Annotated in this window: 20 protein-coding genes; 11 read left to right on the top strand and 9 right to left on the bottom strand. The window is 44.7% G+C overall.

Annotated features, from left to right (window positions below):
* Positions 1 to 50: 50 nt before the first annotated feature.
* A complete protein-coding gene (locus CLV42_RS28360) occupies positions 51 to 977 on the bottom strand; it encodes a helix-turn-helix domain-containing protein (protein ID WP_106605320.1) in 927 nt (308 codons plus the stop codon).
* A 209-nt stretch (positions 978 to 1186) separates the two neighbouring features.
* Between CLV42_RS28360 and CLV42_RS28365 the strand changes: the two genes are divergently transcribed.
* The 4 genes from CLV42_RS28365 to CLV42_RS28380 all read left to right on the top strand — a co-directional run bounded on the left by CLV42_RS28365 (position 1187) and on the right by CLV42_RS28380 (position 5330).
* On the top strand, positions 1187 to 2947 hold the full coding sequence (locus CLV42_RS28365) for a carbamoyltransferase family protein (protein WP_245901755.1): 1761 nt from the start codon (positions 1187 to 1189) through the stop codon (positions 2945 to 2947).
* Positions 2948 to 3096: 149 nt separating this feature from the next.
* The gene (locus CLV42_RS28370; protein ID WP_106605397.1) at positions 3097 to 3771 is read left to right on the top strand and encodes an aspartyl/asparaginyl beta-hydroxylase domain-containing protein; all 675 of its coding nucleotides are present in this window, start codon (positions 3097 to 3099) and stop codon (positions 3769 to 3771) included.
* The gene (locus CLV42_RS28375; protein WP_106605321.1) at positions 3771 to 4733 is read left to right on the top strand and encodes a hypothetical protein; all 963 of its coding nucleotides are present in this window, start codon (positions 3771 to 3773) and stop codon (positions 4731 to 4733) included. Before CLV42_RS28370 ends, CLV42_RS28375 begins: the two co-directional genes overlap by 1 nt.
* A 9-nt stretch (positions 4734 to 4742) precedes the next feature.
* Entirely contained in the window at positions 4743 to 5330 is a 588-nt protein-coding gene (locus tag CLV42_RS28380; protein ID WP_106605322.1) for an adenylyl-sulfate kinase, read from the top strand.
* Here CLV42_RS28380 and CLV42_RS28385 read toward each other — a convergent pair.
* The 6 genes from CLV42_RS28385 to CLV42_RS28410 form a co-directional block, all read right to left on the bottom strand.
* On the bottom strand, positions 5251 to 6192 hold the full coding sequence (locus CLV42_RS28385; RefSeq protein WP_106605323.1) for a hypothetical protein: 942 nt from the start codon (positions 6190 to 6192) through the stop codon (positions 5251 to 5253). The two genes, CLV42_RS28380 and CLV42_RS28385, sit on opposite strands and share 80 nt — an antisense overlap.
* Positions 6193 to 6253: 61 nt before the next feature.
* Complete coding sequence (locus tag CLV42_RS28390) at positions 6254 to 6739, bottom strand: hypothetical protein (protein WP_106605324.1); 486 nt, start codon at positions 6737 to 6739, stop codon at positions 6254 to 6256.
* A 276-nt stretch (positions 6740 to 7015) separates the two neighbouring features.
* The gene (locus CLV42_RS28395; protein ID WP_106605325.1) at positions 7016 to 7891 is read right to left on the bottom strand and encodes a helix-turn-helix domain-containing protein; all 876 of its coding nucleotides are present in this window, start codon (positions 7889 to 7891) and stop codon (positions 7016 to 7018) included.
* 206 nt (positions 7892 to 8097) lie between these two features.
* A complete protein-coding gene (locus CLV42_RS28400; protein WP_106605326.1) occupies positions 8098 to 10476 on the bottom strand; it encodes an ABC transporter permease in 2379 nt (792 codons plus the stop codon).
* 172 nt (positions 10477 to 10648) lie between these two features.
* Positions 10649 to 11140, bottom strand: a complete 492-nt coding sequence (locus CLV42_RS28405; RefSeq protein WP_106605327.1) for a lysozyme — start codon at positions 11138 to 11140, stop codon at positions 10649 to 10651.
* Between the two features lie 129 nt (positions 11141 to 11269).
* Positions 11270 to 12835: a serine hydrolase domain-containing protein gene (locus CLV42_RS28410; protein WP_170117683.1), complete on the bottom strand. Its 1566-nt coding sequence runs from the start codon at positions 12833 to 12835 to the stop codon at positions 11270 to 11272.
* Positions 12836 to 13164: 329 nt separating this feature from the next.
* On the opposite strand from CLV42_RS28410, the gene CLV42_RS28415 reads away from it, so the two are divergent.
* From CLV42_RS28415 to CLV42_RS28425, 3 genes are all read left to right on the top strand, one after another.
* Entirely contained in the window at positions 13165 to 15330 is a 2166-nt protein-coding gene (locus CLV42_RS28415; protein WP_106605329.1) for a TonB-dependent receptor, read from the top strand.
* 395 nt (positions 15331 to 15725) lie between these two features.
* Positions 15726 to 18884, top strand: a complete 3159-nt coding sequence (locus CLV42_RS28420; RefSeq protein WP_106605330.1) for a SusC/RagA family TonB-linked outer membrane protein — start codon at positions 15726 to 15728, stop codon at positions 18882 to 18884.
* Positions 18885 to 18895: 11 nt separating this feature from the next.
* The gene (locus CLV42_RS28425) at positions 18896 to 20506 is read left to right on the top strand and encodes a RagB/SusD family nutrient uptake outer membrane protein (protein WP_211303548.1); all 1611 of its coding nucleotides are present in this window, start codon (positions 18896 to 18898) and stop codon (positions 20504 to 20506) included.
* A 136-nt stretch (positions 20507 to 20642) separates the two neighbouring features.
* On the opposite strand, the gene CLV42_RS28430 is transcribed toward CLV42_RS28425, so the two are convergent.
* Positions 20643 to 21605, bottom strand: a complete 963-nt coding sequence (locus CLV42_RS28430; protein ID WP_106605331.1) for a helix-turn-helix domain-containing protein — start codon at positions 21603 to 21605, stop codon at positions 20643 to 20645.
* 99 nt (positions 21606 to 21704) lie between these two features.
* On the opposite strand from CLV42_RS28430, the gene CLV42_RS28435 reads away from it, so the two are divergent.
* Both CLV42_RS28435 and CLV42_RS28440 read left to right on the top strand, forming a co-directional pair.
* Positions 21705 to 22823, top strand: coding sequence for an FAD-dependent oxidoreductase (locus tag CLV42_RS28435; protein ID WP_106605332.1), 1119 nt, complete (start codon positions 21705 to 21707; stop codon positions 22821 to 22823).
* 62 nt (positions 22824 to 22885) lie between these two features.
* Complete coding sequence (locus CLV42_RS28440) at positions 22886 to 24091, top strand: MFS transporter (RefSeq protein ID WP_106605333.1); 1206 nt, start codon at positions 22886 to 22888, stop codon at positions 24089 to 24091.
* Positions 24092 to 24117: 26 nt separating this feature from the next.
* On the opposite strand, the gene CLV42_RS28445 is transcribed toward CLV42_RS28440, so the two are convergent.
* A complete protein-coding gene (locus CLV42_RS28445) occupies positions 24118 to 24471 on the bottom strand; it encodes a winged helix-turn-helix transcriptional regulator (protein ID WP_106605334.1) in 354 nt (117 codons plus the stop codon).
* Positions 24472 to 24576: 105 nt separating this feature from the next.
* On the opposite strand from CLV42_RS28445, the gene CLV42_RS28450 reads away from it, so the two are divergent.
* Both CLV42_RS28450 and CLV42_RS28455 read left to right on the top strand, forming a co-directional pair.
* Entirely contained in the window at positions 24577 to 25332 is a 756-nt protein-coding gene (locus CLV42_RS28450; protein ID WP_106605335.1) for an SDR family NAD(P)-dependent oxidoreductase, read from the top strand.
* Between the two features lie 36 nt (positions 25333 to 25368).
* Positions 25369 to 26364: an SDR family NAD(P)-dependent oxidoreductase gene (locus tag CLV42_RS28455; protein ID WP_106605336.1), complete on the top strand. Its 996-nt coding sequence runs from the start codon at positions 25369 to 25371 to the stop codon at positions 26362 to 26364.
* The last annotated feature ends 85 nt before the right edge of the window (positions 26365 to 26449 follow it).

A 26449-nucleotide genomic window follows, 5' to 3' on the forward strand; every position in this document is an offset into this window, starting at 1 on the left:
TCAGGCATGCAAACACTCAGTAATGTAATTCAAAGGAATAATTGTCTAAATCAAAGAATCGCTTTTGCCTTTGATTGCCTGAACTGTAAAGGGGTGATTCCCATCGCTTTCTTGAAGAAATGATTAAAATGAGCAGGTTCCTCAAACCCCAGACAGTAGCCGACCTGAGAGATATCCCATTGTGTATTCTGCAGTAAGGTCCTGGCTTCTTCCAGCACACGGCCCTTGATAATGGCGGTAGTTGTACTGCCTGTAGTTGTCTTGATTACAGAATTCAAATGATTGACATGGACGTTCAAAGCCCCGGCAAAATCGGCCGGTGTTTTCATTGTCAGTGGATGCGCAGGAGAATCCAACGGAAATTGCTGGTGCAGCAGCTCATCGAACATCCTGAGTAAACGATGGGACGCCGGTAATTCGCTGGTATAATTACCATCAGGCTGATCTACCAGCAGCGAATGCATCAGCAGACAGAGCAGATTTCGGATGGCCTCATATTTAAAAGGATAATCGCTGTGCGCCATTTCCATCATCTGCCCAAAATAAACAGTTGCCAGCGACAACTGCTTGTCATCCAGGAAGATAACCGGCTCGCTCCACGCCTTGAACAGCGGTGAACGCTTAAATATGTCAAACTGGTAATGTTCATTGAAGAATTCCTGGTTAAACAGGCAGTAGTAACCGTCCTGGTTGTCCGATAAACTGGTCCAGGCGTAAGGAACAGACGGACAGGGTAACAACATAGCCGGCTTGTCTATGATAATCGAATTGCCGCCATAATTCAGCTCACCTGTTCCCAATATCAGTGTGATCTTATAAAAATCACGCCTGTTATACGGCGATTTAAAATTGCAGTATTTCCGGGTATTTACATTAAAATGAGACTTTCCGCTTTGCAGATCAGTATTACTTAATGGAAAACTGATATGTGATCTGTCCCGGTAAAAATCGGTCAATGTCTCCAATTCCTGGCTCATGAGACAAAGTTATGGAAAATATGGAAATGCCATTAGTCCCCCCTTTTCTCCATACATTTTAAAATCTACTAATAAACATCTTCTGTTGCGAAGTGAGTTATTCACCTGAAGTGTGGATATTGGGAAACATATCAAATGTCAGACAATGCTCAACCGGTACGTCAAACGACTTCTCACCGGCGTTTAAAAGGTGGAATAGTTTTTTAGTTATGTCTGCTAAAGTTCAGGCTATGTATACATTAGGTATTAATGCTGTATTCCATGACTCCGCCGCATGTCTGATCAAGGATGGCCAACTCATCGCGGCCGCAGAGGAGGAACGTTTTACACAGATTAAACATGGGAAACGCCCAATCCCTTTTTCAACGTATGAACTGCCCTTCCATGCTATTAACTACTGCCTGGAAACAGCCAATATCCACCTGAAAGATGTGGATCACTTTGCTTATTCATTTGACCCCTCTTTACTGCTGGGCGATCATTCGGGAAAACCGACAATAGAGATCCCGCTGGAACAGGGAATGGAAACAGGTTCCTCTAAATGGACCAATCCCTGGGATCCATTGTTCCTGTCTTCTATTATCAATGCATACCGGCAGCTCTCAGATGGTTATCCGCACCACCTGCAAAAGCGTTTTAAAGGAGCTAATGTTGATCGCAGTCGATGGCATTTTGTAGAACATCATATTGCCCATGCGGCGAGTGCTTACTACCCCTCCCCATTCACACGCGCCGCGGTGATGACGATTGACGGCCGCGGAGAAGTGGCGACCACCACTTATAACCTGGGAACTGGAAATGATCTTATCCGGCTGGGACAGGTAGATATGCCTCATTCCCTCGGATTACTCTATGAACGGGTTACGTCTTATCTTGGCTTCCTGCATTCTTCTGATGAGTATAAGGTCATGGCGCTCGCTTCCTATGGAAAGCCGGTATTCATAAATGAATTCCGGGACATGATCAAAGTCTATGACAACGGACAGTACACAATCACCAACGAGCGACTGGAAGAACGTTTCGGTCCTACAAGAGAAAGGAATGCTCCCTTTACTGAACATCATTTTAACATTGCACGCTCCCTTCAGTTTGTCCTCGAAGAAGTGGTGCTCGAATTAGTACACTGGCTGCACCGGGAAACAAAGGAAGAAAACCTTTGCCTGGATGGTGGAGTTGCACTTAACTGTGTACTGAATGCCCGTATCAGGGATAAAGGCCCCTTTAAAAACATATGGGTACAGCCAGCAGCAGGCGATGCTGGTACCGCATTGGGTGCAGCTATTTACACTGATCTGCAGCAGAATAAACAGGCAGATAAAAACTATCGCATGCCACATGCTTACTGGGGACCAGAATACAGTGATGCTGAAATAGAAAAGTTCCTCCAATGGGCAAAAGTACCGTACAGAAAGCTGCAGAACATCGCCGAAGAAACTGCTGATATTTTGCTACAGGATAAAATAATCGGCTGGTTCCAGGGAAGAATGGAATTCGGCCCCCGTGCGCTGGGAAGCCGTTCCATACTAGCATCTCCTATGAGCCCTTCTATGCAGTCGCGGCTGAATGTGGTGAAAGATCGTGAAGACTTCCGGCCTGTTGCACCGGTTGTTCTGGAAGAAGATGCAGCAGAATGGTTCCGTAATGCATCGCAGTCTCCTTTTATGCTTTCCGTATTTGATGTACAACCCGATAAAGCCAGTCTCATACCTGCTGTACGACACGTTGATGGCACGGCCAGGATACAGACCGTCAACGGAGAGCAACATCAGCAATACTATGACCTGCTGAAGGCCTTCAAGCAGAAATCCGGTGTGCCAGTGCTCGTCAATACTTCATTCAATACATTGGGAAAACCGATTGTATGCACTCCCCGCGACGCGGTGGAATGCTTCTGGTCATCACCTTTTGATGCACTGGTGATCGGCTCTTACATTGTTGAGAAAAACCCTGTGGGAACTCCTGCCCTTTAAGGCAGGAGATTTCCCGCATCGGGAATGCCCGTCACAAAAAAAGCTTTCCTCCCCTCAAAATGCTACTGCCTGATACGCCAGGCATGACTGCTATACGCACTACCTGCATAATACATTTTACATTATCTTTAACGCCTATCAGCATTCAAATGAATTATATCAGATTCTCCCATACCTACAACGGGGACAAACTCTCCGCCGAACTCGAGCGTGTACTTCAACAGGACTGGCCCCTGCATTTTAACGCCAAAGATTTTAACGGCGACTGGCGCAGTATTTCCCTTCGTTCTGCAACAGGCAACAGCCAGGACATCTATGCACAGGCAAACGTCGTATATAAGGACACGCCAGTGCTGGAAATGATGCCCTATGTACGCGAGATCCTGGATACCTGGCAATGTGAAAAAGAGGCGGTGCGCCTGCTGTCCCTGGCGCCCGGCAGCGAGATCAAACCTCATAAGGATATGGGCTGTGGTTATGCTGATGGCAATTTCAGGATCCATATTCCCATTATCACCAATCCGGCGGTGAATTTTACTGTGGAAGATGCAACGCTGCATTTACAGGCAGGAGAATGCTGGTATATGGACTTCGGCTTGACACATAGTATCGTCAACCACGGCAATACAGCAAGGATCCACCTGATCATGGACTGTATCCGCAATGAATGGACCGATCGTCTGTTTGCCGCACATGGCTTCGATCTTTCAGAAAAAGCGCCTTCATATGATGCGGCCACAAAAGCCAGGATGATTGAAGAGCTGGAAAAACTTGACACCGACATCGCGCGGAATCTTATTGCCAGTTTAAAAGCAGAGAGCTAATGCAGACATCCTTTATCGCAAACTGGATACCATACAAACTTAATTATACGCTCCAGGGATGGATGGTGAAATGGCTGGACCTGGCCGACAAGCGGATGATCCTTCCTTTTTTTGATGAGACCATCCAGGTATGTAAGATCAAACAAAAGGAACGTTCTTTCCGGGAAAGTCTCTCAACAATGGATTTCGCTGATAATTGCAGCAAAGAGCTGAGCGCACTGGAGCCTTCGGCATTCGTCTTCCACGTATCCCGCTGTGGCTCTACTCTCCTGTCACAAGCCTTTTCTGCACCTGAGGAAAATATTGTTATAGCAGAAGCTCCCCTGCTGGATGAAATTTTAAGAGCAGCAGAACTCCAGCCGGATATTACCAGATCAACCCGGGAAGATTGGTTCAGGGCAGCCCTCAGATTAATGGGACAACGACGGAATTTCAAAGAGCAGCACTATATCATAAAACTGGACAGCTGGCATATTCATTTTTATGATCTGCTGCGGCAATGGTATCCGCATACGCCGTTTTTCTTCCTCTACCGTAAACCGGATGAAGTCATTGCATCGCACCATAAACGTAGGGGTATTCATTCAGTTCCTGGTATGGTCTCTCCTGCCTTGCTGAAAATTGATGATCCCGCGCATTTTGGCGGCGATTTCAACCGCTATACGGCTCAGGTGCTACAGCAGTTCTATCTTAAGCTACAAAGCATCCTGGCGCTTAAACATGCCCATAATTGCTTTTTTGATTATGCAGATGGCGTGCAGGAAATGATGACGGCCTTCAGCCGTTTCTCGGGAATAGCAATTAAAGATGAGGAACAGGTACACGATCGCCTGAAATATCACAGTAAAGCCTCCCAGGAGGTATTTAAACCGGAATCATTTGACAACAGGGAACAATTCTCTTTCGGGGATGCGCACAACGCATACGAACATTTGAGATCATTGCACACATCATCTATCTGACAGGTTTCAATGGGGCATATTATTCAGTTTACGGGATTATCAGGAGCAGGCAAAACAACTTTGTCCAATGCTTTGCTGGAATGGGGCAATCAACATCATGTGAAAATTAAACTGATAGACGGCGACGTTTACCGGCAAACGCTTTGTAAGGATCTGGGCTTCAGTAAAGCAGACAGGCTGGAAAATGTCTCCCGGCTGGGCGCCTATGCGGCCTCTGTTGCGGCAGATTATGATTATATCTTCATTGCTGCCATTAACCCCTACGAGGAAGGCAGAAATAACCTGAAGCTTAGATACGGTGCTCATCTTATCTGGCTGAAATGCAGTCTGCAGGCCCTGATAACAAGGGACCCGAAGGGATTGTACCGCAAAGCACTGCTGCCCGACTCACATCCTGAAAAGATCCATAACCTGACGGGATTGAATGATACTTTTGAAGAGCCGCAGCAAGCAGACCTGACGCTGGATACACACAGTTTAAGCGTAGCAGAAGCGCTTGCACAGACCATTCATTTCCTTAGTCGATTGTCACACCTGCCGGTCCCTGGAACTGATACCCTTTCCCCCATTTATACACGTAACGCTTCGCCAGAGTGAACTTACCTTTCTTATTGCTCTTTGTGTAGGGTTTTACCTCTTCCGGTACATCTTCGAAGTCGTCTGCATTGTAGGTACCTTTGATCGTTACGATAATATCGCGGAAAAACCGTTTGTTACTAACAGGCACATTATAGGTACATGTCCAGGCAGACATATTCTCGTCAACATTGGTCCGTTCCACCCAATTAGCGGATAAGACCTCTTTATAGGAGCCATCTGCTCCTGCTATCAGGTACAGGTTGCCATAAAACGGTCCGCCGGCGCCACCATTCGAAGTTTTGATCATAAATGCGTATTGATCATGGCCAATGAGCAGCAACTCAGGAGAAGGACATTGGGAAAAGGCACCATATGCGCCAGCAGCGGGCTGAAAGTATTTTAATGACCAGACACTATCTACCAGGGTGAATTTTGCAAAGCCGATGGTACCTCCCGTAAAACGGGATGTCTGCGCGCCATCCAGATCAAATTCAGAATGATTAAAAGTGAGCATTTTATACTGCGTGCCGGAAGAATCTTTATAACTGTATGTTTTGAGTAAACGTGTTGCAGTTCCTTCTGCATAAGGGAAATCATAGCTGCTGCCTTCATTTTCATCTATATAAGGCTTGGGCTTGCAGGTTTTACATTCCCAGTTAATCAGCTGGTTTTTGTATTTACCTGACGACAGATCGTAGTATTTACCGGGAAATAACTGTTTTAATACCTTGAGATCATCAAAATTTCCCTTTACCTGTAGTGTACGGGTAGGAAGTAAAACAGTATCACTGAGGTTCTTCTTTTGGAGGTCTCCATCCTGTGCAGCGCAGTTGGCAATGATTCCCAGGCTCCAGAGCAGGCAGAAAAAAACTTGTTTCATAGTTATAGCAAATGGCGGTAAAGTTACGCCGATTTGCCGGATAATTTTCCTATTAACAGGTCTACATCATCGGGATCTGTCTTCTTCTTATATAGATGTTTGGCGCCGCCTTTCTGAAGCTATAAAAGTTCCTGTACTGCAGGGACTCCGGATATGACTTCGGATGCACAGAAAAATCATAAATAACTTCCCTTACGCCCAACAGGATAGACATTTGCTGAAAGATGATCACACTATCGCAGGGAACTTCATTACAGGCATCGTAAGGATATTGCTGTTTAAAACATACCGACGTCTCATATCCCAGCGCAGACATCGTCTTTTTTAGCGTCTGGCTTTTTAAAGTATCCGTCAAAAACCTGTACTCGCCATCATGGTTACGGGCTAATGCCCGCAGTGTGTCGCCCAGCACGTGTATGGATGGAAGATTTCTGTTAATATATCTGGTAAGGCGCTTGTCATTGTATTTTCTAAGCGGCACGCAGGCACAGGATGAGAAAAGAAGCAGGCTGCAAAGACCAATACAGGTAAGGAGGATACGTTTCATTTGGGCATAGTATTATCCTTCTCAAAAATAAGGGAAAGGTCCTTTTTTGCCTAAAAAGCTGGCTGATTACTCCCAAAAACGCTCATTTTCTACTCATTAATGTTTTTTTTCCCTATATTCATAAACTTATATCGTAAGTTGTTTCTATTACAATTCCATTATTATGAATGCTACCACGTTTACCAGCACCACTCAACAAAGGCGCATGAGCCGTAAAATATGGGCAGAAGTTATACTGACCGTTATACTCGCAGCCGCAGCTTTGTTATTAACCATTTAAGATAATTGCCGCAGGCCCTTCCTGAACTCTTCAGGCGTCTGGCCCGTATACTTCTTATAAAACTTTGTGAAATAGGAATTATCTGCAAAATTCAGATCGTAAGCGATCTCCGAAATCGTGGAATCCTGGTTGGTCAGCAGTCTCTTAGCTTCCAGGAGTATCCTGTTGCGGATCACCTCTCCCGCCGACATGCCCAGCACACTGTTACAGATAGCATTTAAATGATTGGGCGTAACAAATAATCGCTCTGCATAATCTTTAGGCAGCTTCAGCGAGCGGTAATTCTTTTCGATCAGTTTCTGGAAATTCTTCACCAACGCATAATTGTAGGCATTTGCATGAGTGGAATCCTTATCAAAACTCAGGCGTCCCACCAGGATGAACAATTGCAACATCAACACCTGTATCATATCTACAGACAAACGCTCCCGCTGTTCACTCTCCTTCAGCAATCCTTCAAAGATCGCTGTTACAGGCTTATGCAAGCCTTCCGGCAGATTTATCACTGCCTCATCGACGTCGCCGCTGAAAAAGGGAAACTGGTCCAGGTAATCGGGTTTCAGCAACAAAGAGTGCAAAAAGGTACCGGAGAAATTGAGGATATAACCATCTACATGCCCTTCAAACTGCCAGCCGTGTACCTGCCCTGGTATCATGAAATAGATCTGATAAGGTTTTACAGGAAAGGTTTTGAAGTCGATGGTATGTGTGCCTGCCCCTTCTGTGAAAAGCATGACGTGGTAAAATGTGTGTTTGTGCGCACTACGCAGGTTCTCATGAACACGCAGGTAGGGTGCAAATCTGCTGATCTGAATATCATCTTCTTTTACGCCTGATATTGCACCTACGTCATAAACCGGAATTTTAGCCATGCTTGTAAATCTTGGGGCTAAATTAATGAATTTTTGTCCCCCGGGGGGTTACGTTCGTCCCGGGATTATCATCCGGTGGGGATCATTCATTCCCGGGGGCAACCCGCACGCATCGTTTCATCCCGGGGTTGCCCCCCAGCCTACAAACAAATGTACTCCTTGTGGAGTCCTATTATGTTTTGTTGAACACGTTTGATGCTTACGTTCTATTCTATTTTCAGGCTCTTTACCGGGTTCATTAATGCGGCTTTCAAGCTCTGATAACTGACGGTTAGCAGGGCAATACAGGCAATAACGACTCCTGTCAGCATAAACATCCACCATTCTATGTCAATCTTATAAGCGAATCCCTGCAACCACTGGTCCATAAATAACCAGGCTGCAGGAAATCCGAGTACCATAGCTATCAGGATCAGTTTCAGGAAGTCGCCCGAAAGCATGGCGGTGATGTTGGGTACAGAAGCGCCCAGTACCTTACGCACACCAATTTCTTTGGTACGCTGTGCAGCAGTAAAGGTAGCCAGTCCGAACAATCCCAGACAGGAAATAAAAATAGCCAGCAGGGCAAAGTAATTGGAGAGTACACTTACGACCTTTTCACTTTTATACAGTTTCGTATATTCCAGATCGGAGAACTGATAGGTAAAAGGAAATCCCGGGTTCAATGCCGTATACAGCTTCTCCAGGCTGGCAATAGCCTCTTTGGTTTTTCCTGCCTTTGTTCTGATCAGGATGGTGCCCCATGACCAGTTTTCATCCAGGCGGATGATCAGCGGATCTATCGTCTGGTGTATTGAGTTAAAATGAAAGTCTTTGAGTACACCAATAACAGGGCCCCGATTACCACGCCAGGTCACCATCTGACCAATGGGATCCTTATACCCGATCTTTTTTACGGCTGTTTCATTAAGCAGATAAGCGACAGAGTCTGCGCCGAACTCCCTGGAGAAATCACGTCCAGCTTTTAGTTGCAGCTTCATTGTCTTTACGAAATCATATCCCACCACGCCATCTGCAAATGATGTGATATCATTTGGATCTTTACCTTCCCAGGCAACATCTCCGGTATGATGTTCAATGATGGTCGGAGAATTCCGCATCTTTGACACACTGAGAATGCCCGGCAGCCGGGACGCTTCTTCCTTGAAATGAGCATAGTGCCCCATCAGGTTTCCTTCGATAGGAATATATACCAAATCCTCTCTGTCGTATCCCAGATTCTTCGTTTGTATATAATTCATCTGACGGTATATCACAACCATGCTGATCATGAGTATAATGGAAAGCGCAAACTGGAATACCACCAATCCTTTCCTCAACCAGGTACTTCCTCCGCCGATCTTCAATCCTCCTTTCAGTACACGCACCGGGTTCAGTGATGAAAGGAATAAAGCCGGGTAACTGCCAGCCACGACACCTGTTACAAGCAGTAATCCTATCAATGATAACCAGAACAGCGGCTGGCTAACAGGCAATGACAGCTGCTTTCCCGTCAGCGTATTAAATGCAGGCAGCAACAGTATAGCCAGCAGCACAGCAATAATAAAGGCGCATGCTGTCAGTAACATCGCTTCTCCCATAAACTGGCCGATTAGTGAGGAACGCCCTGCGCCTATGACCTTTCTCAACCCAACTTCCTTGGCGCGTTTGGCCGATTGAGCAGTGGTCAGGTTCATAAAATTGATGCAGGCTATCAGCAGAATAAAAATAGAAACGAGCGTGAATAGTTTTACATATTCAATACGTCCTCCATCGGGCGCTCCGTTTTTAAAGATCGAGTACAGATAGGTTTCCGGATAAGGCTGTATACCCAGTTCAATACGTTCTCCTTCTATTTTTGTTTTATACCTGTAGATGAAATCTTTCATCTTTGCCGCTACTTTATTACGGTCAGCATCCTTGCGCAACTGGACAAACGTAGCGGGGCTTGTATTGTTCCAGTTGCCCACCCAATCGTTTTCTGCCACAAACGCTTTCCAGGTCCTGAGGAAGTCAAAATGCCGGGAAGCATTCGCCGGCACATCTTCAAAGATGGCAGTTACCTGCAGGTCTTCTTTATTTTCGAAACGTATGGATTTGCCGATTGCTTTTTCAGGCGTGCCGAAAAAGAAGGTAGCCATCTTGCGGGAGATCGCAATATCTGTAGGGCCGTTTAATGCTGTCTGGGGATTACCATGTAACAAGGGGTAACTGAACATACTGAGGAAATCAGTGCCGGCATAATAACCATCCATTTTGCCTGCCTGCTCGCCTGCCTCAAAAGTATTAAATGTACCGGGTGGAGCGGTGTATTCCAGTCCGCTGGCATATTGCACTTCGGGGATCACTTTCTTCAGCTCTTCCGCCAGCAAGCCCTGTGTGGTGTAGCCTGAACCGACTTTACCATCATAGAACTGGCTTTCATACACCTGGTACAGATAGTCACCATTTGCATGAAAGCCATCTACGCCGCGTTCATCCTGCAACCAGAGAATGATCAGCAGACTGCAGGCCATGCCCAGGGCAAGACCTGATATATTGATCGCGGAAAATATCTTATTGCGGAGCAGGTTCCGCCAGGCGATTTTTATATAGCTTTTTAGCATCAGAAAAGATCTTTGTCCAGATCAATATCAGTGAATACTATACCACAATATAAACATACTTATTTTCAACAACTTATACAATCAGGGGCTACCTCTTTTGTTCGCTTTCAACATAAGTATTGTTCATATCCGGACAGGGGCTACATGAACGCAAAGACGGAACAGTTATATCCTATTCAAAAAATTCCAGCTCTCCTGACATATACAGGTAAGCTTCTGCTTTACGGCGGCGGGTCAGTCCATCGAGTACTTTTCCTCCGGATACATTCCATTTCAGGAATTCCATCACCACAGACGGATCTTTAGGGTCTGCCTTTACCACCTTCAGCAGGGTACTGTCGCCCAGGCCTTCCGCAATACCATTATTGTTCATATCGGCGCCAACATTATACGCAAAAGATACAAGGGCATCAAACTGCTGCTGTTTCAGCGTTATACCGGTTACCAGCTTGTTTACTTTCACCACAAATCCTTTCTTGATATTAGCAAACAGGGCATCCGCACGCTGCTGTGTGATGACGTCGCCTTTTTTCACCGGCTTCTCATCTTCATAAACGGTATTGCCCCAGCCAATTGTCCAGACGCCTTTACTGTCCTGGTATGCAGTGAGACGGCATTTCTCGAAATGCTTAATGAGCTTCTCCCCTTGTGCGCCTAATTCCATAGTGTAGAGATTGAAATGTTTAGAGTCTTAGGCATTAAAGATATAATAAATATATTATATCTCAAGTCCGTTCATGGAAAACATAGAGAAGCTTGTCAGCCATATTCATGCAAGTGAGCCGACGAATACTCATTTTGCTGCATCCAGCACCAGGATACCCCAGAAAAAGAGATCGGGTGGAAGCGAATCCCAGCTGTTGTAAGCATGTCCGGCATCTGACTTATAATGCAGGGTATAACTCCCCGCTGGCAGTGTGACCTCCCTGTCAACGCTTTGATTCTTGAGCGCCCCTCCTGCGTGAGTAGCGGGTTGTCCCTGCATCTGCCATACAATTTTACCAGTATGGTCTGTGATCCATCCGTAATCGCACCAGGAGCTGCCATCTCCCGAACAGTTTTCTCCCACGCCATAGATCCTCAGTGTAGCCGGTCGCGATAGTACGAAAGACCGGGATAGTTCCTGATTGATCCCTACGTCCCTGATCCCGGCAATCACCTTACCCCCAGGCATTGCCGGACCCTTTACCGGATTGCGCTCTTTATACCGGGTATATAAATTCCGTGCTTTCAAACTATCACCATTCAGGAGGGCCATGGTTGCGCCATCGATCAATTCCTTATTATACAGGTCATGTGGTGGCTGTCCATCTTTCAGGATAAAACAGTGATAAAACAGCTGTGCCACAGGCGACATGAACAGGTCTCCATCTCCCAGCTGGAAGGGCTGGCTGAGTTTATCCGTATTACACATGACAGCCAGCGTCAATCCCAAAACGGGTACTTTAACGAAAAGGGCCGATTCTCCGGGTGTCTGTCCGTAGTGCCAGTAAAAATCCACTCCTTGGTATTGCTGCACAAACCAGCCAAGGCCATACGGGGTAATGGTTCCGCCTTTTGTGCGGTTGGGTGTAAACACCTGTTTCTGTAAGGCCACCGTAATAAACAGATTACTATCGACAGCCGCTGAGTACTTCAGCAGATCACCTACTGTCGTCACCAATCCTCCGAAAGCACCAAATTCACCCGAATATTCCATGCGCACAATCTCACCTGTAGCGGTCATATTGTAAGGCGTAGCCAAACGGCTGATAGCTGTATCAAAATAAGCTACCACTTCAGGCATCGTCTTCCTGTATTGATAAAACTGGTGCAGCGATATAAATGGCGCAGAGGAAGTCATTTTTAAGGGAATCAGGATATTTTCCATGAGCAAACGGTAAAAGGGTACACCGGATGCTTTCTCCATTACAGGTCCCAGTAATCCAAAACGATAGCCGTTATACTGGTACGATGTACCTGGCGTGCCCTCGGAGGTGTGGGTCAGCAGTTGCCTGACGGTTATATCAGGATTGCCGAGATCCAGATCATATTTGCTGATCGGATCATCCAGGTTCAGTTTTCCCTGTGCTACCAATTGCATGATCAGCGTAGATGTAAAGGTTTTCGTCACAGAAGCGACACGGAAAGGTGTCTGCGCTGTTGCAGGTACCTGTCCTTTCAGGTCTGCGAATCCGAAACCGTGTTTTAACAGGATATGCTTATCCTGTTTCACGGCTACGGCCATACCAGGTATTTTCAGTTGTATCCTGATGGAGTCCAATCCTGCTGCAAAGCGAGCAACGCGTACATCCGGATCCTGTTGCGCCATCGCCAGATGCGTACCGAGGCTCAGGATAAGTATATACCAATATTTCATTGATGTAGTATTAGGCAAAACAGGTGATCTATTTGTCATGATGTAACTATTCTACTGACAATCTAAAACCACTTCAAAAGAGGGAATACATTTCAGTAATGAAATTAGTCATTTTATGCCGGGAATTATAACGGGATCCCTATGATGCATTTCAAACCTGCCGCAATGCAGCGACTGTAACTGCGCTGTCGCACTCCGAAGCGCATCATTTACTATATTTGCGGCAGTTTCATTTGATACCATTTGATTGATTGATTGCTTTTATTACCAGGTACTCAGCTGTACCTACATTATTCATTGCTCATAGTCAAACTCCAACCAAAGTAAGTATGAAGTATGTCATTCTTATAGCAGCTATGCTATACACATCTTTATTGTATGCACAACAGCCATCTAAAATAATTATCAAAAACGAAGCAGCGGAAGCACCGCTTACAGGCGCTACCTTAAAAGTAAAAGGCACGGCGCTTGTTTTTGTTGCTGATAGTTTAGGTATCGTTAGCCCTACGGGTATTGCCGCGGGGAAACAGGTACTTGTTATTAGTTATACCGGTTTTAAAACAACAGAGCAAACCGTGAACTTTCCGCTTACCAGAACCATCGAGATAATGCTGGAGCCTGATGAAACGGAGCTGGAAGAAGTACAGGTAACAGCCACCCGCAGCAGTCGCAGTATCAATGATATTCCAACCCGTATTGAAACTATTACCGCCGGGGAACTACATGAAAAAGCGATGATGCAGCCAGGCAATATCCGGATGCTGCTGACGGAAAGTACTGGCATTCAAACCCAGCAGACATCTGCCGTATCCGGCAGCGCGAGTATTCGTATACAGGGATTGGACGGTCGTTATACGCTGATGCTGAAAGACGGGTTTCCATTATATGGAGGTTTTTCAGGAGGATTGAGCATTTTACAGATCCCTCCCCTTGATCTGAAACGGGTAGAAGTGATCAAGGGTTCCTCTTCTACCCTGTATGGCGGCGGTGCCATTGCCGGACTGGTTAACCTGGTGACCAAAGAGCCAATGGAAAAACGGGATTTGTCTCTGCTGACAAATGTCAACCAAACCGGCGCATTGGACCTGAATGCTTACTATGGGCAAAAATTTGAAAAAGTAGGCATTACTCTCTTTGTTACCCGTAACTCACAGGCTGCCTGGAACAACAACCATGATGCCTTTTCAGATATTCCGAAATTTACACGTTATACATTAAACCCCAAGTTCTTTTATTATCCCAATGCATCTACCACACTGAGCCTCGGACTGAACAGCAGCTTTGAAAATCGACTGGGAGGAGATATGCAGGTAATAAAAGGCCATGCAGACAATACGCATAGTTATTTCGAGCGGAACCAAACAGACCGTTACGCAACACAATTCAAGATGGAAAAAACATTTACTGATAAATCCGTGCTGACGGTAAAAAACAGCATCGGCTATTTCACCCGGACGATCGAACTACCTGATTTTAACTTTGCAGGCAAGCAAAATTCGTCCTTCTCAGAAGTAAGCTATCTCCTACCAAAAGACAAGACAGAATGGGTGGCTGGACTTAGCCTTGTTACTGACAAATTCCGGCAGACCAGTATGACACAATATCCGCTGGACTATAACCTCGTTACCAGTGGCGTCTTTGTACAGAATAACTGGAAACCTACCGAAAAGTTTGTGCTGGAAACAGGCCTGCGGACAGATTACACCAATCAGCACGACGTGTTTGTACTGCCCCGTATATCTGCTATGTATAAATTCAACAGTCATTTTACCAGCCGTATCGGTGGCGGTTTAGGATACAAAGCACCTAATATCTTTTCAGAAGAAGCAGAAGAGAAAAGTTTCCGTCATATCCAGCCGCTTACCTTGTCTACCACGAAACCAGAACGCTCTACCGGCTTTAACGTAGATGTAAATTACAAAGGCAGACTGACGGATGAACTGAGCATATCCGTCAATCACCTATTCTTTTATACCCGGCTGAAGCATCCATTATTACTTGATACACTGCCGCAGACTAATGGCAACTATGCTTTTTATAATGCTGACGGATATCTCAATTCTAAAGGTTTTGAGACTAATCTGCGGCTGGTGTATGATGAATGGTCGTTTTATCTTGGTTATACCTTTACAGAGGCACAGCGGGATTTTTCAATAGGCAAGTCCATTAATCCGCTCACAGCCAAACACCGCATTAACTGTAACGTGATGTATGAAGAAGAAGACAAATGGCGGATTGCTTATGAACTGTTCTATACAGGACGCCAGGAGCTTACCAGCGGAGAAAAGGTAAGAGATTACTGGGTAATGGGTATATCAGGCGAAAGGAAAATCGGATGTTTCAGTCTGTTCATGAATTTCGAGAATCTGCTGGATACCCGGCAGTCGCGTTGGGAACCTATGTACACCGGTTCTGTACAGCAGCCCAATTTCCGTGAGATTTATACACCGATAGATGGGTTTATCTTTAACGGAGGGTTCAGGATTACGTTGTAAACAATATACTGGGAAAGGCAGGTTGACTGCTATCAGCCTGCTTTTTCTCTTTAAAATATACCCCCCTTCTGCACACTCAGATGAATTGCAATTCAAGGACTTAACGCCAACGCCTATTTTCTTACCGGATTCTAACCTGACTTTCCATGTTATTTTTATATCTTTAAGGAAACGTAATAATTCTAAACCAAAAATCTAAATCCAAAATCCTAATTCTGAACTTATTACTGTATTGAACTGTATTGTGATGCCATAAGAGTATACAACAACCCATTTTAATCTCCATAGATACACAGGGGTGACAAACCGTATGCGACGACGGGCAGGATTTCTATTGCAAAAATTTCAAAAGATTCTATCAACGTAACAACCAAAATTTAAATCAAGATCAGCGTATGAAAAAAAGTCTACTCTTGTGGCTGTTTATAGCCATGAGCATGGCGCATGCAATGGCGCAGTCCCGGACAATTTCGGGAAATGTCACCGATGCCAGAGATGGATCGCCATTACCCGGCGCTACCGTCCGTATCAAAAGCACTTCAACAGGGACAGTAACAGATGCCGCGGGGCGGTTCACCATTAAAGTGGCATCCGATGCGGCAGTATTACAGGTTTCCTCCACAGGATTCTTATTAAAAGAGGTACATGTAGCAGGCAACAGCGAACTGAAAATCGCACTCTCCGGTGATGAAAAGGCACTCAGTGAAGTGGTAGTAGTAGGATATGGTACACAGGAACGTAGAAATGTAACGGGTTCTGTGGGTACTGTAAAAGGAGAACTGCTGAAGAACCTTGCTTCTTCCAGCTTTGACAAGCAACTGGCAGGACAGATCACAGGTGTGCAGGTAGGTGTTTCTACCGGTTCATTAGGCCAGCCTGCACGTATCCGTATCAGAGGTGTGAACTCTATCACCAACAGCTCTGATCCGCTGTATGTGGTGGATGGCGTGCCCTACATCTCTGGCGACCAGGGTGGTTCTGCATCCGTATCTTACAATCCGCTGGGAGACATCAACCCTGCTGATATCGAGAGCGTAGAAGTCCTAAAGGATGGTTCTGCTACAGCCATTTACGGTTCCCGTGCCTCCAATGGTGTTGTACTTATCACCACGAAAAAAGGCAAACAAGGTAAGACCAGCATTGCTTATAATGCATGGCTGGCAGCAGCTACTCCCTCTAAAAAGTTTGATCTTTTAGATGCAGATCAGTTTATCAATATCACAAATGAAAAACTGAAAAAAGCGGGTCTGGCGGAAGCTGCCAAGCCTACACCTGATCCTGATGGCAAGCCCTATAACACAGACTGGCAGGATATAATATTGCGGACTGCTTTCCAACAGAATCACTCATTATCATTCAGTGGCGCAACTGATCAGACGAATTACTACTTCTCTCTGGGTTATGCCAACATGGATGGTATCTCAGTAGGCAATGATCAGACACGATACAGCGTACGTGCAAAACTGGAGCAAAAAGTACTGGAAAGGGTTACATTCGGTGTTAACATCGGTGTTACGCACACGACAGATAACGGGCTGCAGGCAGGTACAAATGCACTCTCCGGGAATGTCGGTGGCGCAATCCGTCTTTTCCCTAACGTACCAGCCCAGTACGCAGATGGAACATATAACCTCAGCGCTGACAAGCAACGTCTGGGTAAAGGCGCAAACACCCGCGAAATAGATGATAACTATACGAACCTGAAATATGTACTGGACCATAACGTATTCAGGAACCAGAGCATGAATACGACTGGTAATGCGTTTGTAAATGTATCTATCCTGAAAGGCTTGGATCTCCGCAGCCAGATCGGTATTAATAATATCAACGTTGAATATTACAGGTACTATGATCCGGTACATGGTGATGGTAAGAGCGACGTTGGAAGCACTGCGCAATATTCAATGCCGCAGTTCAGATATAACTGGCAAAATACGATCAGCTTCAACAGAACGCTGGGCGTACACAATATCGGATTTGTAGGTGGTCTGGAATATCAGAAAACAAGAAGCCGTTATTTCTTCGCCAGCGCGACAAACCTGTCTGATGTATTCTTCGGTGGAGAGAACATTATCTCTGATGCATGGGGTAACAAGAATATCGGCGGTAGCGTAACAGAACGTGCATTTGAATCTTACTTTGCACGTGCAAACTATGCTTATAATGATCGTTACCTGTTAACGGCCACCATCCGCCGGGATAAGATCTCCTCCCTGCCATGGGGTAATCAGGGTGCAACATTACCTGGGGCATCCCTCGGCTGGCGTATTTCCCGTGAATCATTCTTCCAGAACGCCAATCTCAGTTTCATTAATGATCTGAAGTTACGTGGTGGTTATGCAAAAGTAGGTAACGTAGAAATCGGTAACTACCCTTATGCCGGTATATTTAACGCAGTTACCTATGGTGATCTGAATGCTATTCAGTATGGACAGATCGGTAATCCGAACCTGTCATTCGAGACCAGCAACAAAATCAATGTCGGTCTGGATCTCGCCTTGCTGGATAGCAGGGTTCAGTTCTCTGCTGATTATTTCCAGAATAATGTAAACAACCTGATCCTTGCTGCCCCTACTCCACCGTCCCTGGGTGTGCCTAAAAACAGCATCAATGTGAACGTAGGGGAAATGAATAACAAAGGCTGGGAGTTCAGCCTGAGCGGATTGATCATCAATAAAAGTGATTTCCGCTGGAATGCAAACCTGAACCTCACGCTTGTTAAGAATAAAGTGACTAAACTGGCGAATAATAACGCGGATATTATTGACACCTACAACATGACCCGTGTGGGTCATTCTATCGGTGCCTTCTTTGGTTATCTTTCCAAAGGTGTAAACGCTGCGAATGGGAATCCGATGTGGGAGAAAGCAGATGGTACTATTGTACAGGGAAACCTGGATGCAAGTGGTAACATGAAATTCTACACTTATGATCCGGCGAAGCCGAAAGATCTATCCACGCCTGCTGCTGCATTATCTTTCGCGGACAAACGTATTCTTGGTGAAGCAAATCCTACCTGGTATGGTGGCTTTAATAATACTTTCGCCTATAAGAATTTTGATCTGAGCATCAATATGACCTTCTCTGGTGGTAACAAAGTATACAACATCACCCGTCAGGAAAGTCTGACCAATATGAAGTTCCAGAATGCCGGTAAAGAACTGTTGAATCGCTGGACAACAGAAGGACAGGTTACTGATGTACCACGTCTGTTCTATGGTAGCGGCGCAGGTAACTCTCTTAATCAGAATGGTAGTACCAATAGCCGTTTCCTGGAAAATGGCTCATTCCTTCGTGCGCAAAATATCGGACTGGGATATACACTGCCTACAACATTATTACAGCGTCTGAGATTAAGCAGCCTTAGAATATATGCACAGGTACAGAATGCTTTTGTGATCACCGGCTATAGTGGTCTCGATCCTGAGCTGAACGCCTTTGCACAGGCTACCGGTGCTACTACATTTGCGACCACAAACAGGCAACCAGGACTTGATTATAATACCAATCCTGTACCACGCACCTATACTTTCGGCATTAACCTGGGATTGTAAAAAAAATTGCAATGAAAAGAATCAGATATACATTTAACAGATCAGCTATAATAGCATTACTCGCTGCAGCTATGTTGGTAACATCATCCTGCAGTAAATATACAGAGCTGGAACCCATCAACTCACCATCTGAAAATTCTGCCTTCCAGAGTCCTTCCAGTATTGAACTGGCGATGCAGGGGGTATATGAAGCTGCCGCTGTGGGTAGTTACAATGGTGATAAAGCCAGCGCGCGCGGATATCCTTTTGGCGCTGCTGCTATCGAACAGGATGAAATGAGGGGTGAAGACATGCTGAACGTGGCACAGTTCTATGCGATTACTTACGAAGCAACGTATACTACCAGCTCTGCCAATAACGTTAACATGTGGACAGGGTTGTATGCATTGATCAATCAGGCAAACGTAATGATCCGCGGTGTGCGGACCGCTGCGGCAAATGGCATTATTACTGCGGAAGCTGCTGCTGCTTACGAAGGGGAAGCCCGTTTCCTGCGTGCATTAGCACATCATGAGCTGCTGATCCATTGTAGTTTTCCTTATGCGGATAATAACGGTAGCAAACCCGGTATTCCCTATCGTGAGAAAGCGATCACCAGTCAGGCTGATGTTACAGAAGGATTAACTATCGGAAGAGGCACCGTAGCTGAGGCATATACTAAATTGCTGGCCGATCTCGATTATGCAGAAACAAACCTGCCGGCCGCACAGCCCAAAGGACTGTCAAGAGCAACCAAAGGAGCTGCGATTGCTATCAAGACACGTATCAAACAACATATGGGTGATTGGGATGGGGTTATTGCGGAAGGAGCTAAACTGGGTACGGACAAACAGCCTGCGACACATTTTACCAGTCCGATTGGTGGTTATGTATTGACTGCAAGTCCGGAGACACCTTTCACCAGCTTTAAGAATAATACAGAATCTGTATTTTCAATTGCCAATGGTCCTAATGCGAACGGAGGCACCAATGGCGCCTTGCCTTCTATGTTCGGCCCAGCCGATAAAGGCGCACGCGGCCTTGTTGCTACCAGCCCCATTCTGTACAATGCTGCCTTCTGGGTAGAAGGTGATCTGCGTAGGAAATTGCTGCAGATTAACCAGGTAGTTGGAGAAAAATATGCATTCAACTACAAATACAGAGACTATGTAAACAAAACTGACTATGCACCTATCATAAGATATGCAGAAGTATTACTGAACGTTGCTGAAGCATATGCAAAAAAAGGCAATACCGCTCAGGCATTACTGCTGCTGAATGATGTGCGCAACCGCTCTGTTCCAGCAGACAAACAATTTACCACAGCACCCGCCGATCTGATATTGGCCATCCTGCAGGAACGCCGTATAGAATTTGCAGGTGAGGGTCGCCGCTGGCCAGACATTCACCGCCTTGCGCTGGATGCTACCTATGGAACCAAAGGTATTCCTGCCAAAATGAAAGTAGGACAAATGAAACTGGATGGTTCAGATTATAATAACGTTACTCCTCCAACATTCCCTGCAACCGGGGGGGTAAAAGCTTATGCATATACTGAATATCAATTCCTCTGGCCTATACCGGCAGATGAAGTAGCAGCAAATCCGCTGCTGCGGGAGCAACAGAATGAAGGATATAAATAATGCGAAAGGGGCTGTATCGTTGATACGGCCCCCTTTTTTATGAAATTACGCAACAACCTGTTGCGCAATTGGAAGAAGCTATTTTTTTCCAGTCTGTGGTATCAAAGTTGACATGGCCCTTTAAAAGAAGATCAAATTACATCATCGCATACTTCTTGGGCTTCATGCCAATATGCTCTTCAAAAACCCTTGAAAAATGACTCAGGTTAGTAAAGCCTAGTTGATACCCTACATCTGAAACAGAAAGCTTTTCCTCTTTCAACAACCGGGCCGCTTCTTTCATTCTGAATTCCTGATAATAACTAAAAATACTGTTGCCAAAAATCTGCTTGAACAAGCGTTTCAATTTAGTTGGACTCATATTGGCGTCAACCGCCAATTCATTAATAACCGGTGGAGTATCCAGCTGTTCCAGCATTTGTGCTCTCACTTTGTAAATGGCTTGTATATCTTTGCTATTTAGAGCATAAAGATATTTCTCGTCCCGCTTTTCCAATTCCATTAATAGCCTGCAAACCAGCTCCTCCGCTTTTATCCTCAGAAAAAACAGTTCAAAAGTTTCATCCACTGATTCAGTCATAATTTCATCGACGATCCGCTGTAAAGAAGGATAGATCATCTGTTCGAATAGTAAAGGCTGCGTATTCTCTAACAGGCCTCGCAAAACCTGCGATTTCCCGGACAGGTCAAATAGCCCGCTCAAATAATTCGCATCTACTTCTATATTAATGGACCAGGGATTTGTGTGGATTGGAATAACGACATCAGTATTGATAGTACTGGTCCCTATTAAAACTGAAGGCATTGCCTTTATTCGCTGTTCTGTTGATTGTGCTTCTGTTTTGGGAATAACATTCTGAAACTTAAAAAGGATCATTCTCCCTAAAGTATTGACGCTGGGATTTTCAATGACTATCTCCTCTTTTAATTCATAATTGAGGATAAGCATTCGGATATGTTCATTAAAAACGAATCCGGCACAATATCCTTTACCAAATTCTTCAGGGATTTCTAATCTTCCGTTCTTTAATTCTGTCCCTAATAAATGAGCAAGCTTTTTCAGGATGCTTGGTTCAGTTTGCAGTTTATCCCATTTCATAAAAGTCTTTTACGACTATTTTTACGCCAAATGTAGCTATTTTACCTCTAAAATAGCCAATAGCTTTGTATCGTCATTTATCCATAATCGATACAAAACATGTTACTAAAGAATAAAAAAGTAGCCATCATAGGTGCAGGACCAGTGGGTCTGACAATGGGCAGATTATTACAGCAAAAAGGAATAACCGTAACTATTTACGAAAGAGATAAAGATCCGCAGGCAAGGATCTGGGGGGGTACGCTTGACCTGCATAAAGATTCCGGACAGGAAGCAATGAAAAAAGCGGGACTGCTGGATGATTATTTTGCCCTGGCGATCCCTATGGGAAGAACCATGGCTGACGAACGAGGCAAGGCATTATTCTTCAGAGAACCCGCCACCGACAATCCGGAGATAAACAGAAACGACTTAAGGAAAATGTTGCTTAACAGCTTAACGAGTGATACCGTTATCTGGAACAGAAAATTTACCGGGCTTGAGGAATATAACGGACAGTGGCGCCTGCATTTTGAAGACAAACCAGATGCAACGGCGGATTTCGTTATAGGAGCCAATGGCGGGATGTCTGGCGTCAGAAAATATATTACCGATACAGCTATCGAATACACGGGAACTTTTATCATACAGGGTGATGTATCTCAAGCGGAAACAAAATGCGCGGACGTCCTCCAGCTGTGTAATGGTAATATACTCATGACCGCATATAACGGCAATTTATTAGTTGCAAACCCCAGGAACAACGGCTTATTAAGCTACAGCGTCATTTTTAGCACGCCTGAAGAATGGGGTGATGGCAATGGATTAAACTTTCAGCATACCGACAACATTGTTACATTCCTTTCCGAAAGATTTTCTCAATGGGATGAATGCTACAAACAATTGTTCCGCTCCACTTCTTTCTTCGTTGGACTGCCTACAAGAAAATTGCCCCTGGATATCCCATGGCGGGACAAGCGCCCTTTGCCTATAACACTGATCGGAGATGCCGCCCATCTCATGCCTCCCTTTGCTGGTCAGGGCGCGAATATCGGTCTGGTGGATGCGTTGATTTTATCCGACAATCTGACGAATGGAAAGTTTGAGACTATACATGCTGCTATCAATGATTATGAACAACAGATGTTTGTCTATGCTACAGCCGCGCAGTCGGAATCAAGAAACAACGAAATAGAAATGCGTCATCCTGACTTTTCTTTCCGGAAATTCTATCATTAAGTTAAATGGGGATAGGCATAGATCTATCCCCTGATTTATTAAAGTTTAAATAATAACTCATTTTGAAAAAAAATATATTATGGATCATTGTAGGGATCCTGGCGCTGAACTCTATTGGGATGTCTATAGTACTCCCCCTCCTCCCCTTTTTAGTAGGTAAATATCTGGCCCCTCAGCAGGTTGTTGTAGGCATGAGTGGGTTGATGTCTGTATTTGCAGCGTGTACGTTCTTTGCCGCACCTGTTTTAGGGGTATTAAGCGATCGTTACGGGCGAAAAGTTATTCTTATCATTAGTTTATCGGGTTCTGTAATCGGCTATGTCATATTTGGCATAGGAGGAGCATTATGGATACTTTTCCTTGGTCGGATTATTGACGGCCTTACCGCTGGCAATATCAGTACCTTATTTGCAATTATATCAGACAGTACGGAACCGAAGGAACGGACCAAATGGTTTGGTTATATCAGCTCAGTAATGGGAATCGGAAAAATAGGCGGTCCTGCATTGGGCGGATTGCTGGGAAGCATTGCGCTTTCATTGCCTTTCTTTATTACCGCCGGTTTAATTTTCATTTCCGGTCTGGCTGTATATTTTCTCTTGCCTGAAACGCTGACGCCTGAAAAGAGGGCTAAATATTTAACGCCTGCCAGTTTCAATACTTTCTCACATTTTAAAGACATATTCAGCCTGAAAGCAATTAAACTGCTGCTTGTACTGGGCGTGCTTTTTTATATAGGTCTGGGTATTTTCCAGTCTAATCTCACTGTTTTCCTGAAAGATATCTATAAATGGGGCCCAGCCATTATTGGCGGTATGTTAACCATTGTTGGGATCTGCGATATCATTACACGTGCATTGCTATTACCCTGGTTAATGAAACGCTTTAGCGAAAGAAGTATCGGAATAACTGGCTTAATTATTTTCGGAACTGGTTTAGGGTTAATTTTTGCAAGCACCTATATACACTCGGCAGTTATTATTGCACTTGCAATAATATTTATCATTGCTGGCGAGGGGTTATTTGAGACAACGTACAATGGAAGGCTATCACAATCAATTGACGAGAGCAAGCAGGGCAAATTGCAAGGTGTGAACCAAAGCCTGCAATCGGCCAATAATATGCTCATTCCATTGGGCGCAGCTGCTATTTATTTTTACAACCCGGGCATGTTGTACGCAACAGCCACATTTATTATACTGATGGCGGTTATTATGTATGTGAAGTATATGCCTGAAGCGAAGACAGCTCAGCCCCAGAAAATGTAAATGATCAGTTGCCGCTTTCCATTTAACTATTTTCCAATAATTTTTCTCCGGTGTTCTATGCCCCAGTCTGTCAGGTTTTTAATGATGGTCTGTAGCGTCTTACCGTGTTCCGTAAGCACATACTGAACAGTTATAGGCTGCGTGTCTAAAACAGTTCGTTTAATTAATTCATTTATTTCCAATTCTTTTAATTCCTTGCTCAACATTTTGTTTGAGATACCGGGTACATCATTTAAAATGTCGGAGAATCTTCTCTCGTTGTAATAGCAGATGGATGAGATAATCGGTATTTTCCATTTCCCGCTCAACACGTCCATTGCATCGTGGACGCCCATCATTTCTTTTTTGTGATCTGGTCTTTCAATGATTTTGCACTCCATAAGTTACTTTGTTACCTCCAGGTTACTGTTACTTTTCGTAACAAAGTTACTGAAATATATCACGACGTCATAAGTTTGTACCTCAATCAACAAAAAACGACAGGAATGAATAAACTAGAAAACAAGGTAGCAATTGTAACAGGTGCGTCAAAAGGGATAGGAGCATCTATTGCTAAATATTTTGCGGCAGAAGGTGCTAAGGTTGTCGTGAATTATGCCTCCAACAAAGAAGGTGCAGACAAAGTTGTAAAGGCCATCACCGACTCGGGGGGCAAAGCCATTTCGGTGCAGGGTGATGTGTCTAAAGCAGCTGATGTTACCCGGCTTTTTGAAGAAACAAAAAATGCTTTCGGTTCACTGGATATATTGGTAAACAATGCTGGCATTTATCAATATAGCCCGATTGAAGAAGTATCGGCAGATTCATTTCAGCAACAATTTACCATCAATGTCTGGGGATCTTTACTCGCCATCCAGGCATCTTTAAAACTGTTCGGTGATAAAGGCGGGAACATCATTAACATCAGTTCAGAAGCAGCTAAAACACCACTTCCAACAGGCGCAGTGTATTCTGCAACCAAAGCGGCATTAGATGCCATCACTATTTCTTTGTCAAAAGAACTGGGCGCAAAAAATGTCCGTATCAATTCTATTCTACCGGGTATTGTGGAAACAGAAGGGTCACATAGCGCAGGCTTTATCGGTAGCGAGGCTGAAGTAAAATTAGTTGCCAATACGCCGCTGGGTCGTACCGGTCAGCCGGAAGATATTGCGAAAGTAGCGGTATTTCTTGCTTCTGATGATGCCGCGTGGATTACAGGAGAGAAAATTTCCGTTTCGGGCGGTATTTATGGGTTGTAAATACGTAAGCCAACTCAAACAATAAATTTTAAGATAATGGAACAGCATTATTATAATAAGACGCTACAGAAACCAATAGGTTCAGGGTTTAATGCAGCTTCTACATCAACAGATGTAATCAAAGGTATTGACCTTACAGGAAAAATTGCTATCGTAACAGGCGGTTATACAGGCATTGGTTTGGAAACTACCAAAACACTTGCAGCAGCAGGAGCCACAGTAATTGTGCCTGCAAGAAGTCTTGAAAAAGCAGCGAAGAATCTGGCCGGCGTCCCAAACATATCATTAGAAGAAATGGACTTAATGAGCCACACTTCCATAGATAGCTTTGCAGAAAAATTTCTCGCTTCGGGCAGGCCATTACACCTGCTTATCAATAATGCAGGAATCATGTTTGTACCCTTACGCAGGGATAGCCGTGGGATAGAATCTCAATTAGTCACGAACTATCTGGCACCATTTCAACTCACTACCAGATTATGGAATGCACTTAAAAAAGCAAACGGAGCAAGAGTCGTCAATGTGTCTTCCCAGGGACACCAATTTGCACCATTTAACTTTGAAGACCCTAATTTTGAAAACCGTGAATATGAAACGTTATCAGGTTATGGGCAATCAAAAACAGCCCTGAATCTGTTCTCCATTGAATTGGATAACCGTGCCGAAGCGCATAATGTAAGGGTATACGCAGTGCACCCAGGTAATATTATGGGAACGGAACTGGCAAGGGAAGCATCAGTGGAAATATTCCATCAGCTTGGCCTGGCTGATGAAAAAGGTAACCTTTTACCTGAGTTCGCGGCTTCTCTGAAAACAATTCCGCAAGGTGCGGCAACAACTATCTGGTGTGCTACCAGCTCCTTATTAAATGATATAGGCGGTGTGTATTGCGAAGATGCAGATATTGCCGGGTTGGCCTCAGAGCAGGAAATATCAGCAGGTGTAAAATCTTACTCGCTGGATGAAAACAATGCAAAACGCCTGTGGGAATTGAGTGAAAAAATGACGGGGATAACTTTCGGAGTAGATTGATTTTATTTGCGCGTCCTATTCACACAATAAGAAGCCTTCAGACATCATCTGAAGGCTTCTTTGTTTTAGCTGCAAATCAAACGCT

Source organism: Chitinophaga ginsengisoli (assembly GCF_003014595.1).
Classification (GTDB): Bacteria; Bacteroidota; Bacteroidia; order Chitinophagales; family Chitinophagaceae; genus Chitinophaga; species Chitinophaga ginsengisoli.

Excerpts from the sequence above, each read along its gene's own strand:
- CLV42_RS28360 (WP_106605320.1), bottom strand. The coding sequence starts at position 977 with ATGAGCCAGGAATTGGAGACATTGACCGATTTTTACCGGGACAGATCA.
- CLV42_RS28365 (WP_245901755.1), top strand. The coding sequence starts at position 1,187 with ATGTCTGCTAAAGTTCAGGCTATGTATACATTAGGTATTAATGCTGTA.
- CLV42_RS28370 (WP_106605397.1), top strand. The coding sequence starts at position 3,097 with ATGAATTATATCAGATTCTCCCATACCTACAACGGGGACAAACTCTCC.
- CLV42_RS28375 (WP_106605321.1), top strand. The coding sequence starts at position 3,771 with ATGCAGACATCCTTTATCGCAAACTGGATACCATACAAACTTAATTAT.
- CLV42_RS28380 (WP_106605322.1), top strand. The coding sequence starts at position 4,743 with ATGGGGCATATTATTCAGTTTACGGGATTATCAGGAGCAGGCAAAACA.
- CLV42_RS28385 (WP_106605323.1), bottom strand. The coding sequence starts at position 6,192 with ATGAAACAAGTTTTTTTCTGCCTGCTCTGGAGCCTGGGAATCATTGCC.
- CLV42_RS28390 (WP_106605324.1), bottom strand. The coding sequence starts at position 6,739 with ATGAAACGTATCCTCCTTACCTGTATTGGTCTTTGCAGCCTGCTTCTT.
- CLV42_RS28395 (WP_106605325.1), bottom strand. The coding sequence starts at position 7,891 with ATGGCTAAAATTCCGGTTTATGACGTAGGTGCAATATCAGGCGTAAAA.
- CLV42_RS28400 (WP_106605326.1), bottom strand. The coding sequence starts at position 10,476 with ATGCTAAAAAGCTATATAAAAATCGCCTGGCGGAACCTGCTCCGCAAT.
- CLV42_RS28405 (WP_106605327.1), bottom strand. The coding sequence starts at position 11,140 with ATGGAATTAGGCGCACAAGGGGAGAAGCTCATTAAGCATTTCGAGAAA.
- CLV42_RS28410 (WP_170117683.1), bottom strand. The coding sequence starts at position 12,835 with ATGAAATATTGGTATATACTTATCCTGAGCCTCGGTACGCATCTGGCG.
- CLV42_RS28415 (WP_106605329.1), top strand. The coding sequence starts at position 13,165 with ATGAAGTATGTCATTCTTATAGCAGCTATGCTATACACATCTTTATTG.
- CLV42_RS28420 (WP_106605330.1), top strand. The coding sequence starts at position 15,726 with ATGAAAAAAAGTCTACTCTTGTGGCTGTTTATAGCCATGAGCATGGCG.
- CLV42_RS28425 (WP_211303548.1), top strand. The coding sequence starts at position 18,896 with ATGAAAAGAATCAGATATACATTTAACAGATCAGCTATAATAGCATTA.
- CLV42_RS28430 (WP_106605331.1), bottom strand. The coding sequence starts at position 21,605 with ATGAAATGGGATAAACTGCAAACTGAACCAAGCATCCTGAAAAAGCTT.
- CLV42_RS28435 (WP_106605332.1), top strand. The coding sequence starts at position 21,705 with ATGTTACTAAAGAATAAAAAAGTAGCCATCATAGGTGCAGGACCAGTG.
- CLV42_RS28445 (WP_106605334.1), bottom strand. The coding sequence starts at position 24,471 with ATGGAGTGCAAAATCATTGAAAGACCAGATCACAAAAAAGAAATGATG.
- CLV42_RS28450 (WP_106605335.1), top strand. The coding sequence starts at position 24,577 with ATGAATAAACTAGAAAACAAGGTAGCAATTGTAACAGGTGCGTCAAAA.
- CLV42_RS28455 (WP_106605336.1), top strand. The coding sequence starts at position 25,369 with ATGGAACAGCATTATTATAATAAGACGCTACAGAAACCAATAGGTTCA.